Below are 11,475 nucleotides of genomic sequence, written 5' to 3' on the forward strand. Positions count from 1 at the left end.
CACCTCATGCCGATCGTGTTCTATCTCGCCATGAAAAACCCCTGATGTCTACGTCTTTCTGCACGGCAGAAGGGTCGACGTTTAAGGGAATGATTTCATGCACGATCTGTTCCATGCCACCGGTTTCACTTCTGTGCAAGAGGCCAGATCAGAGCCGCATGGTGGATTGTGTTTGCCCTGCCCTGCCTTACCTCGCATCGGATTTCGTGCTAGACAGCCACGCTTGCAAAACGCTTCTTACCCCATTGCCGGACTTCGAAATGACCCAGTTCAAAAATGCCGATACCGTTGCCAACCACATGCCTGACGTCATGGCGATCCGCCATCATCTGCATCGCAATCCTGAAATTGGCCTGTCGGAATTCCAGACCTCGGATTTCGTTGCGCAGAAGCTCTCGGATATGGGCTATGAGGTCACACGCGGCCTTGCGGGCACCGGCGTCGTGGCCAGCCTGCGCAACGGCACGAGCGGACGCTCTGTTGGTATTCGTGCTGATTTCGATGCACTGCCGATCCTTGAGGAGACGGGGGCGGACTATGCCAGCCTCAATCCGGGCGTGATGCATGCCTGTGGTCATGACGGGCACACGGCTATGCTGCTGGGGGCGGCAAAGATCATTGCCGAGCGCCGCAATTTCGATGGCACGCTGCATCTCATTTTCCAGCCTGCGGAAGAGAATTTTGGCGGGGCGCGGATGATGATCGAGGACGGGCTTTTCGAGCGTTTCCCCTGCGATGCAGTGTTTGCGCTTCACAATGAGCCCGGCTTGCCATTTGGGCAATTCGTGCTTCGTGATGGGCCGATCATGGCTGCGGTGGATGAATGCAAGATCACGGTCAACGGTTTTGGCGGCCATGGCGCGGAGCCGCAAAGTGCTCTTGACCCAATCGTTGCCGGTGCCAGCATCATCATGGCGCTTCAGACGATTTCGTCTCGCAACATTCACCCCATGACACCAACCGTGGTGACTGTGGGTGCGTTTCACGCCGGTGTCGCCAGCAATGTCATTCCTGAGACAGCCGAAATGCTGCTGACGATCCGCTCATTCGACCCGTCTGCCCGTGACGAGCTGGAGAAACGGATCCGGATGATCGCTGAAGGGCAGGCTGCGAGCTATGGCATGAGCGTGACGCTGGATTATCAGCGGGGTTATAACCCCACCGTCAACCACGCAGCTGAGACGGCCTATATCACCGATCTTGCAACCCGCTTTGCAGGTGCAGGCAATGTTGCGGAAATGGCGCGCCCCAGCATGGGTGCAGAAGACTTTGGCTATATGCTTGAGGAGAGGCCGGGGGCTTATTTCTTCATCGGCACGAAGCGTACCGAGAACGACCCTCCGCTGCATCATCCAAAGTATGATTTCAATGACGACATATTGCCGATCGGCACCGCGTTCTGGGTTGAACTGGCGGAAGATTATTTGAAAAGCCGGTAAGGGCGGTCGCGGGGATCAGCCAATGACCCCGCAAATGACGGCAGCGACGAAAGCGAAGCATAGGCCAGCGATGACGGCGTGAACGGCGGACTTCCAGTTCCATACTGATGCAGGCGACGGCGTGAAATCTTTGATCTTTCCGGCTTTGGAATAAGACATCGAACCCTCCCTTGGATAACATTTGGCCGAAGCGGCAAGTGTTCAGGCTATGACGTAGTCTATCCTTGTTCCGGGCAGTCTTTGCAGAGACAGATTTTCGTATGTCGGGGCAATCGTAAAAAATACCTATCGTCACAAGCCTCCAAGCTCGTGACGAAATACCAATTGCCGGGACATAGGGCGCAACAGGGCACCAGACGGCGCTGTTGCGTCAGTCAGCAAAGCGCGCAAGCGCTGCAGCCATGACGGCAGGATCGACATTACCGCCGGATGCAACGGCAATGACCGTGTCTGCGTCGATCTCATCGCCTCGAAAAAGGGCCGCAGCGAGTGCAACGGCACCGCCGGGTTCGATCACCACCTTCAATCGCAGAAAGGCGAGGACCATGGCTCTGAGTGCTTCGTCTTCGGTTACGGCCATTCCCTTGCCGCAACGCCCGGTCATGATGGGGAAGGTAATGCTGCCCGGTTGGGGTGTGATGATGGCGTCGCAGATCGAACCCGAAAGTGCTTCGTTGCGTTCGATCTTTCCTGAAGCCAGAGAACGGGCCACATCGTCGAATTTCTCAGGCTCGCAGGTTCTGACAGTATAGTGCGGCGCCTTTGCTTCCAGTGCCAGCGCTATGCCTGATGTCAGGCCGCCACCGCCGCAGGGAACAAGTACGTCGGCTGTCTCGATGCCATGCTCGCGCCCCTGCTCGGCAATTTCGAGCCCGACGGTTCCCTGACCTGCAATGACCAGAGGCTCGTCAAAGGGCTTGATCAGGGTCAGGCCGCGTTGTTCAGCGAGTTTTGCGCCGATGGCGTCGCGGTCGTCCTTGGTGCGGTCGAACAGAACGACCTCGGCTCCGTAAGCTCGCGTATTGTCGATTTTGATCTTCGGCGCATCCTGCGGCATGATGATGACCGAGGGTACGCCGTGCAATGCGGCCGCAAGTGCGACCCCTTGCGCATGATTGCCGGATGAAAAGGCGATCACGCCCCGCTTGCGCACCTCTGGCGCCAAGCCCGATACCGCCGACCAGCCACCGCGAAATTTGAAAGAGCCTGTGCGTTGCAGGCACTCGGCCTTCACGAAGATCTTTCGCCCGGCGATGTCATCCAGAAAGGGCGATGATAAAAAGGGTGTGCGGCTTGCTTCATCGCCAATGCGCTGGCGGGCCGCTTCAATCATCGCAATGTCTGTCACGCTATCCTCGTCGGTATGTCACACGGCCCCCGCTCAAGCGGTCTCGTCTTGGCCGAGAAAGTCCCCGGCGACGCCGAGGACTTGTGGCAAAGGTTTAGTTCAAGCCAGCGTATAAGCTGTTTTCACCGTTGTGAAGAACTCGCTGGCATATTTTCCCTGCTCGCGTGGACCGAAGGACGATGCCTTGCGACCACCAAATGGAACGTGGAAATCGACGCCGGCTGTCGGCAGGTTGACCATCACCATGCCGGCTTCGGCATTGCGCTTGAAGTGCGTTGCGTGCTTGAGGCTTGTCGTGGCGATGCCGGAAGACAGACCGAATGGCGTGTCGTTGGCGGCAGCAAGCGCCTCGTCATAGTTCTTGACGCGGATGACAGCGACGACAGGCCCGAAGATTTCTTCCTGGGAAATGCGCATGCTGTTTGTCGCTTCGGTGAACAGCGCAGGCTGGAGGAAGAAGCCTGGTGTTTCGCACTTCACAAGTTCGCCGCCGAAAGCGAGCTTCGCGCCTTCCTGCTTGCCGATCTCGATGTAATCGGTGTCCTGCTTCAGCTGCTTTTCATCAACGACGGGACCAACATGGGTGTTCTTGTCCAGCGCATTGCCGACGTTGATTTTCTTCAGACGCTCAGTGAGGGCCGCGACGAACTTGTCATGAATGCCTTCAGTCACGATGAGGCGCGAAGACGCCGTGCAGCGCTGTCCGGTGGAGTAGAAGCCGGAATTGGCGGCGGCTTCGACAGCGACATCCAGATCCGCGTCATCAAGAACGACGAAGGGGTTCTTTCCGCCCATTTCCAGCTGGAACTTGCGGTTAAAGGGCAGGGAAGATGCCGCAACGCGCTGGCCTGTGCCAGTGGAGCCGGTAAAGGTGATGCCAGCCAGATGCGGGCTGTCGAGCATGGCCTGACCAACGACAGAGCCGCGACCCATGACGAGGTTCAGGACGCCCTTTGGCAGACCCGCGCGGTGCAGAATATCAACGATGGCCCATGCGCAGCCCGGCACCAGATCGGCAGGCTTGAAGACGATGGTGTTGCCATAGCAAAGGGCCGGAGCGATTTTCCAGGCGGGAATGGCAATCGGGAAGTTCCACGGGGTGATGATGCCGATAACGCCGAGCGGCTCGCGGGTGACTTCTACGCCGATATTGGGGCGGGCAGACGGGATGACTTCGCCTGCAAGGCGCAGGGCCTCACCTGCGAAGAAGTCGAAAATCTGGGCAGCGCGGATAGTTTCACCGATGCCTTCAGCAAGAACCTTGCCTTCTTCACGGGCCAGCAAAGCGCCAAGCTCTTCCTTGCGGGCAAGGATTTCGTCGGCAGTTTTTTTCAGGATTGCGTGACGTTCCAGAATGCCTGAACGTGACCACGCGGGAAACGCGGCCTTGGCTGCGGCGATCGCCTGCTTTGCTTCCTCAGCACCGGCTTGCGCGTAAAGACCGACGACTTCGTTGGTGTCAGACGGATTGATGTTTTTAGACCCGTCGGATCCGACCCACTCGCCATTGATAAGGTTCTGATGGATTGTCATGAAGATGCTCCTTTGCAAGCAGCGGCCGTCACTCATGTGCGCCGCCTGCTTTGTGATTGATCTTTGACGTCCTCGAAGACGCCGACGCATCTTGCGATGCTGCGAAATTCGTGGCGACCTTACGTCATAATATGACTGGATTAAAGTCACCATATGACTGGCCGCCCGTTAAATCTTTCTGCCTAACCGTAGGCGTTTGCGAAAAGATAGGCAGAAAATCCGTTGCTAATGCTGTCGATTGTTCAGCTTCTCCAGGTGGAGAAGAATTCCGCTATGGTCGATATCGGCGCCGCCATCATTGACGAAATCATCGAATGCCTGCGTTACCTGCTGCGTCAACGGCAGTTCCAGCGACAGGTCTTTCGCCGTCGCCAGCACGCCGTTGAGATCTTTCAGCTGAAACTTGGATGGTCCTCCCGGCACGAAATCGCGTTTGACCATGCGCTCGCCATGGAGTTCGAGAATCCGGCTTTCCGCGAAACCGCCGCGAATGGCGTTGCGAAATCCTTCACGCGAGGCTCCGCCCGCTTCCACCAGCATCATGGCTTCGGCGACAGCACCAATGGTAATGGCGACGATCTGCTGGTTGGCCAGTTTGCAGAGCTGCCCGGCACCGGACGGGCCGACATAGGTCAATCTGCCCATGGCGGCAAAGACGTGCGAGAGCCCTGCAATAACGGCCTCATCGCCACCGGCCATGATCGCAAGTGTCCCGGCCTTTGCCCCGACGACACCACCCGATACGGGCGCATCGATATGGTGGATGCCGAGCGCTTCAAGCTGCTTTGAGTGGTCGCGCGCAATGGGTGGAGCAATCGAGCTGCTGTCGATCACGACAGCATTCTTTTCGAGCGCTGCGGCAATGCCCGCGTTAAACAGCATGTCGCCGACCGCGTTGCCATCACTCAACATGGTGATGACGATATCGGCACCTGTTGCGGCGTCCGCCGGTGAAGATGCCAGAACTGCGCCCTCGGCAACAAGCGCCTGCGCTTTCTCGACGCTTCGGTTCCAGACCCTGACGCTGAAGCCAGCCTTGAGCAAATTGTGGGCCATCGGGCCGCCCATCAGACCGGTGCCGATGAAGGCGATGACGGGGTTAGTTTTTAGATCCATGTCGGTTTTCCTCCGGGCCGCCAGTGTGCACATTTTGGCTGCCGCCGAAAGGGCGGATCATGGGCAGAACAGACCTCTCCGACGCACACACGGCGATAGAAAAACATGCCGAAACAGGAGACGCCCGGGGAGGCTGTCCGCTTCCCGGGCGTCGTTTGTTGCCGTGTTTACAATGTTTTAAGCGGCAGGCGCCTTGTTCTGCCTGTTTTCGATCAGGTCATCCACGACGCCAGGATCAGCCAGCGTGGACGTGTCGCCCAGTGCTGAGAAATCATCCTCGGCGATCTTGCGAAGAATGCGGCGCATGATCTTGCCCGAGCGTGTCTTCGGCAGGCCCGGCGAGAACTGGATCTTGTCGGGGGTTGCCACGGGGCCAATCTCGTTACGCACATGCTTGATAAGCTCTTCGCGCAGCGCATCGTCGCCCGTCTTGCCTGCCATCAAGGTGACATAGCAGTAGATGCCCTGACCCTTGATCGTGTGGGGATATCCAACGACCGCAGCCTCCGAGACGAGGTTGTGGGACACGAGAGCCGATTCGACCTCGGCTGTGCCCAGCCGGTGGCCGGAAACGTTCAGGACGTCATCCACGCGGCCGGTGATCCAGTAATAGCCGTCTTCATCGCGTCGGCAGCCATCGCCCGTGAAGTATTTCCCCTTATAGGTGGAGAAATAGGTTTCGATAAAGCGCTGATGATCGCCATAGACCGTGCGTGATTGGCCCGGCCAGCTGTCGATGATGCACAGATTGCCGTCGGCTGCGCCTTCCAGCACTTTGCCCTCGGCATCCACCAGTTGCGGCTGCACCCCGAAGAACGGCCGCGTGGCCGAGCCTGGCTTGAGATCGGTGGCGCCGGGCAGCGGCGTGATCAGAATGCCCCCGGTCTCTGTCTGCCACCACGTATCGACAATCGGGCTCTTGTCCTCGCCCACCACATGGTAATACCACTCCCAGGCTTCCGGATTGATGGGTTCACCCACCGTGCCGAGCAACCGCAGGCTGGAGCGCGACGAGCGTTTGACGAACTCGTCGCCCGCACCCATCAAAGAGCGCAGCGCTGTTGGGGCCGTATAGAAAATATTGACCTGATGCTTGTCGATGACCTCCCAGAAGCGTCCCTGATCGGGGAAGTTCGGCACGCCTTCGAACATCAGGGTGGTGGCGCCATTGGCCAGTGGTCCGTAGACGATGTAGGAGTGACCCGTGACCCAGCCGACATCGGCGGTGCACCAGTAGACCTCGCCATCCTGATAGTCGAAAACATATTCATGCGTCATGGACACATAGACGAGATAGCCGCCCGTTGTGTGCAGCACGCCCTTGGGTTTGCCGGTTGAGCCTGAGGTGTAGAGGATGAAAAGCGGGTCTTCCGCCTTCATCTTTGCCGGTTCACAATGGGGTTTTACGCTGGCAACTTCCTGATGGTACCAAAGGTCGCGGCCCGGTGCCCAGTTGGTCTTGCCGCCGGTGCGGCGCACAACCAGAACCTTGTTGACGATGATGTGCTGTTTGGCGGCAATGTGAATTGCCTTATCCGTGTTTTCCTTCAGCGGAATGGGCTTGCCGCCGCGCACGCCTTCATCACAGGTGATAACGAAGGTTGATTCGCAATCAACGATTCGACCGGCCAGCGCATCCGGCGAAAAGCCGCCGAAGACCACGGAATGGACAGCGCCGATACGAGCGCAGGCCAGCATGGCATAGGTCGCTTCGGGGATCATCGGCATGTAGATGGTGACGCGGTCGCCCTTCTTCACGCCATGCTTTTTCAGCACGTTTGCCATTCGGCAGACCGCATCATAGAGCTGATTATAGGTGATTTTCTTGTCGATATACGGGTTGTCGCCTTCCCAGATGATCGCGGTGCGCTCGCCATGGGTCTTGAGATGGCGATCAATGCAATTGTAGGAGACGTTGGTCAGGCCGTCCTCGTACCATTTGATCGGGATTTTGCCTTTGAAAGACGTATTCTTGACCTTTGTGTAGGGCTTGAACCAGTCTATCCGCTTGCCGTGCTTTCCCCAGAAGGCATCGGGATCTTCCACGCTGTGCTCATACCATTTCAGGTAACGATCATTATCGACAAGCGTGCGTGTTTTTGCAGATTTCAGAACCGGATAGATTTTAGCAGACATGAATTCCTCCCAAGCCGCTCGCGTCTTTACGTGCACCGGAGACTCCGTTCTCCAGTCATGTGCCAGATTCATAGCAGTTCGCTGACATCCGGCAATTAGACAAAGGTCATTTGTCGCGCAAAGAATTGCATTTCTGATGCAATCCGGTTATAGACCGGTCATATCCCGGAAATTAGTGGTTAACCTCCACGGCCCGCGCCCCCGGAGCGGACGGACAGAAGGACTGTATCTATGGCTCAAACACTGCTTATGCCGAAAGCGACGGCCGTCTGGCTTGTGGACAACACAGGGTTGTCATTTGAACAGATTGCCACGTTCTGCAAGCTGCATCCGCTAGAGGTCAAGGCAATCGCCGATGGCGAAGCTGCACAGGGCATCAAGGGTCTCGACCCTATTTCCACCGGTCAGCTTTCGCGCGATGAAATCGCAAAGGCGGAATCCAACCCGAATCACAAGATCAAGCTTTCCGAGCCGAAGGTGCGCGTGCCTGAATCCAAGCGCCGCGGACCGCGTTACACGCCGGTTTCCAAGCGTCAGGATCGCCCCAACGCCATTCTCTGGCTGGTGCGCAACCACGCGGAACTGAAAGATGCGCAGATTTCGCGCCTCGTCGGCACCACCAAGTCCACGATCGAACAGATCCGTGACCGCAGCCACTGGAACTCGGCCAACCTGACACCGATGGATCCAGTCACGCTTGGCCTGTGCAGCCAGATCGATCTTGACCTTGAGGTTGAGCGCGCATCTCGCGGACGTCCTCTGCCAACGCAGGAAGAGCTTGACGCGACATTGCAGCCAGCCGCTGCAACGGAAGGTCTTGGCTACAAATACGAGCGTGAGGAAGAAAAAGAGATCGACCACAACGCTGTCTTTGCCAAGCTCAACTCTCTCAAATCGACCCGCAAGGACGATGAGGAAGACGAGACCTACTGATCGATTGATCGGCAAACCATACGAAAAAGCCCCGGCATCGACCGGGGCTTTTTTATTGGGTGCAGTCGTTTCAGATTAATCTGACCGATGTCAGGCAGATTTGGCGGGCAGAGACAGCACAGGTGCGCCTGTCTTTTCGTCATCGTTCAACAGGCCGCTGGCTCGTAGCAGCGACGAGAAACGACCGCCGCGCATGCTGAGCTCATCAAAGGTGCCCTTCTCGACAATACGGCCATTATCCATGAACAGAACCTGATCCGCGTCTCTGACCGTGGACAGACGGTGAGCGATGATGAAGGTCGTTCTGTTCTTGCGCAGAGCATCCACCGCGTCTTTCACGCGGGCTTCCGTTTCCACGTCAAGGGCGCTGGTCGCCTCGTCAAGAACGAGGATAGGCGCGTTCTTCAAGACGGCGCGGGCGATGGCGATGCGCTGACGCTCACCACCTGACAGGCGGTTACCGCGTTCACCGACCTGCGTCATATAGCCGTTCAGACGGCTGTCGATGAAATCTGTGGCTGCGGCGGCAGCAGCAGCCTGGGCCACTTCATCATCCGTTGCCGCTTCACGGCCAAGGCGGATATTGTCGCGGATGGACCGGTTGAGAAGGCCGGCATCCTGGAACACCGTGGCGATGGAGTGACGCAGCGACTGGCGCGTGACCGTCGATATATCGACGCCATCGACAAAGATCTGGCCGCCATTGGGATCGTAAACCCGCTGCAGCAGATTGATGAGCGTCGTCTTGCCAGCGCCTGTGGGGCCGACGATGGCAACGGTTTCGCCAGCATTTGCGGTGAAGGAGACGTCATGGACACCCTGCTTCGTGTTTGCGAAGCCGAAGTTGACGTTGCGGAATTCGATCTTGCCGGACACCTGGCCCAGCTCGATCGCACCACTTGGCTCTTCACGTTCCTGAACGGAATCTTCCAGCTTGAAGAAATCAACGAGCTTGGCGCGCGCTTCGAAAATCTGCGTCGCGAATGCACGCATCTGGTCGAGACGGCCAATCAGAAGGTTGGCAAAGCCGATGAAGGCAATCACGTCGCCCACGCGCAGTTCACCGTTCTTCACCAGCACCGTGCCGATGATGAGGATAATCATCATGGAGAGCGTTGATGCGGTGCGGTTCAGCGCGCTTGCAAAGGCCCACCAGTCCAGAACCGGGTACTGTGCACTGAGAAGGCGTTCGGTGAAGGATTTGAGGGCCTTGGTTTCCGCTTCGATGCGGTTGTAGCTGTGCAGGACCGAGACGTTGCTGATCGAATCGCTCACATGGGCGAAAACGGAGTGATAATGTTCTTCGACAGAGGCCTGACCTTCCTTTGTCCGCTCCATGACCCATTTGCCAATGAACCAGTAGACTGTTCCAAGCCCCATCAGAACGAAGCTGAGACGAAGGTCCATCGAGATAGCTGTGGGGATGAGAAGCAGCAGCGCCACGAATGTCGCCAGATGCGTACGCATGAATTCAAGCCAGAGACCGAAGAGGGTTTCGCTGGCACGCAGAAGCGTGTGCAGCGCGTTGGATGTTCCGCGCTGGTGATGCCATGAAAGCGGCATGGAAATAATGCGACCGAAAGCTTCCGTCAGCAAGGATGCGCGCCGCCCATGGGCGAGGCGATCGGCCTCGCGGGCCACGGCGACATAGGCAATCGTGTTGAACACGCCGAAAGCTGCCCAGAGAATCAAGATGTTGGTGGCATCCGAGCCGGAAGAAATCGCATCGATGATTCGTCCGAACAACACCGGCTCTGCAATCGTGATAGCAGCCAGAATGACGTTTGCGATAACGACGATGGTGACACGCCATTTGTTGTTGGCGAGGTAGCGCAGGGCGCGACTATAAACCTGAAACAGTGTCAATTCCCGTATCCCGTCTTCATATCCGTCGAGCAGCGCTGGTCAGGGCGCCAATGGTCTGCTTGAGCTCGAAAAAATTTCGACCCGTGCAAGCCGTTGTTTTATCGCTTTTTCCACATGAATGCGCGCTTAACGGGGGCCGAACGGGGAGCCAGAAGGCGAAAAAAATGCGAGGGTTGTGAATACAACCCACCATGCCATGCGAAATTTCGCGGCATGGTTTAATTATTGATTTCCTATTTGGAGACGATTTGATGTAGGCAATGCATCTTGGCAAAGGGGGGGCCCTTGTTCAGGAATTCTATCGACGAAAATTGACAAGTGTTCCATATTTTTCAGGGTATTTGCTTTAATGCACAATGTTTTTCAGTTTTTGACTGTGTGTTACGAGTCAAAGACCCAGGATAGGTTCCTCTCCACATTTCATGAACTGTTGCGTCGTCTCGGATTTAATTTCTACCGGATCGTGCAACGAGATGCCGAAGATCTGACATTCACCGGAACCGTTCTCGCCGAGCACCTTCCCGTTGGCTGGAAAGAATTCTATCACGCCAAGAAATATGGTGAAGCCGACCCCGTGAAGCGAACGCTCGGTCTGTTGCATCAACCGTTTCGCTGCCGCGAAGTCGTATCCTTCCTGCCCCAATCGACACAGCGGAAAAGAGCCGCCAGGCTTTTCCAGGATGCTGCGCGCTTCGGTCTGCGCGAAGGTTATGCTTTTCCTATCCATGGTCGAAGCGGACTACTGGGCGGGGTTTATATTTTTGGCGATGGTCGGCTGTTGACGACATCGGAACTGTTCATCCTTGATACGGCCATGCGTGTTGCGTTTTGGCGTTTGCTCGAATTTTCAGGTCAGTCTGAAACCGTTCTAGCCGTGCCGGATCTGGCTGCGACCCAGTTCACACGGCGTGAGTTCGATGTGCTGACTCTTCTCGCCCAGGGTCGGACGTCACCGGAAATCGGCAAAAGCCTCTCCATCTCGAGCCACACTGTGGATTGGTATATCAACGGTATTCAGCGAAAGCTGGACGCCAGAAATCGTCAGCATGTGGTGGCACTTGCACTTCGTCACGGTATTATCTCCTGAAACGTTGCTGTCTCTCG

General features: G+C 56.9%; 9 protein-coding genes. 3 read left to right on the forward strand and 6 right to left on the reverse strand.

The features are described from left to right. The first annotated feature begins 260 nt into the window (after positions 1–260). On the forward strand, positions 261–1,439 hold the full coding sequence (locus ACQZ51_RS15715; protein ID WP_448778562.1) for a M20 aminoacylase family protein: 1,179 nt from the start codon (positions 261–263) through the stop codon (positions 1,437–1,439). Between the two features lie 15 nt (positions 1,440–1,454). Here the strand turns inward: ACQZ51_RS15715 and ACQZ51_RS15720 are convergent, their stop codons facing one another. The 5 genes from ACQZ51_RS15720 to acs form a co-directional block, all read right to left on the reverse strand. Next, positions 1,455–1,598 (reverse strand): hypothetical protein, encoded by a 144-nt coding sequence (locus ACQZ51_RS15720; RefSeq protein WP_448778564.1) that lies wholly within the window; start codon positions 1,596–1,598, stop codon positions 1,455–1,457. Positions 1,599–1,809: 211 nt separating this feature from the next. Further along, positions 1,810–2,787, reverse strand: coding sequence for a threonine ammonia-lyase (locus ACQZ51_RS15725; RefSeq protein ID WP_448778566.1), 978 nt, complete (start codon positions 2,785–2,787; stop codon positions 1,810–1,812). 99 nt (positions 2,788–2,886) lie between these two features. Next, positions 2,887–4,320 (reverse strand): aldehyde dehydrogenase family protein, encoded by a 1,434-nt coding sequence (locus tag ACQZ51_RS15730; protein ID WP_448778568.1) that lies wholly within the window; start codon positions 4,318–4,320, stop codon positions 2,887–2,889. Between the two features lie 225 nt (positions 4,321–4,545). Continuing rightward, positions 4,546–5,436 (reverse strand): NAD(P)-dependent oxidoreductase, encoded by an 891-nt coding sequence (locus tag ACQZ51_RS15735; protein WP_448778570.1) that lies wholly within the window; start codon positions 5,434–5,436, stop codon positions 4,546–4,548. Positions 5,437–5,613: 177 nt separating this feature from the next. Then, entirely contained in the window at positions 5,614–7,572 is a 1,959-nt protein-coding gene (gene acs / locus ACQZ51_RS15740; protein ID WP_448778571.1) for an acetate--CoA ligase, read from the reverse strand. A gap of 231 nt (positions 7,573–7,803) precedes the next feature. On the opposite strand from acs, the gene ACQZ51_RS15745 reads away from it, so the two are divergent. Continuing rightward, positions 7,804–8,505: a DUF1013 domain-containing protein gene (locus ACQZ51_RS15745; RefSeq protein WP_448778573.1), complete on the forward strand. Its 702-nt coding sequence runs from the start codon at positions 7,804–7,806 to the stop codon at positions 8,503–8,505. A 90-nt stretch (positions 8,506–8,595) separates the two neighbouring features. Here ACQZ51_RS15745 and ACQZ51_RS15750 read toward each other — a convergent pair whose 3' ends face one another. After that, positions 8,596–10,371: a glucan ABC transporter ATP-binding protein/ permease gene (locus tag ACQZ51_RS15750; protein WP_042615561.1), complete on the reverse strand. Its 1,776-nt coding sequence runs from the start codon at positions 10,369–10,371 to the stop codon at positions 8,596–8,598. Positions 10,372–10,720: 349 nt separating this feature from the next. Between ACQZ51_RS15750 and ACQZ51_RS15755 the strand changes: the two genes are divergently transcribed. Next, positions 10,721–11,458, forward strand: coding sequence for an autoinducer binding domain-containing protein (locus ACQZ51_RS15755; RefSeq protein ID WP_448778576.1), 738 nt, complete (start codon positions 10,721–10,723; stop codon positions 11,456–11,458). Positions 11,459–11,475: the final 17 nt, after the last annotated feature.

The sequence above is a fragment of the Agrobacterium sp. CG674 genome, from assembly GCF_053521645.1.

Bases quoted from the DNA above. Each gene is read 5' to 3' on its own strand.
- ACQZ51_RS15715 (WP_448778562.1), top strand. From the start codon at position 261: ATGACCCAGTTCAAAAATGCCGATACCGTTGCCAACCACATGCCTGAC.
- ACQZ51_RS15720 (WP_448778564.1), bottom strand. From the start codon at position 1,598: ATGTCTTATTCCAAAGCCGGAAAGATCAAAGATTTCACGCCGTCGCCT.
- ACQZ51_RS15730 (WP_448778568.1), bottom strand. From the start codon at position 4,320: ATGACAATCCATCAGAACCTTATCAATGGCGAGTGGGTCGGATCCGAC.
- ACQZ51_RS15735 (WP_448778570.1), bottom strand. From the start codon at position 5,436: ATGGATCTAAAAACTAACCCCGTCATCGCCTTCATCGGCACCGGTCTG.
- acs (WP_448778571.1), bottom strand. From the start codon at position 7,572: ATGTCTGCTAAAATCTATCCGGTTCTGAAATCTGCAAAAACACGCACG.
- ACQZ51_RS15745 (WP_448778573.1), top strand. From the start codon at position 7,804: ATGGCTCAAACACTGCTTATGCCGAAAGCGACGGCCGTCTGGCTTGTG.
- ACQZ51_RS15755 (WP_448778576.1), top strand. From the start codon at position 10,721: ATGCACAATGTTTTTCAGTTTTTGACTGTGTGTTACGAGTCAAAGACC.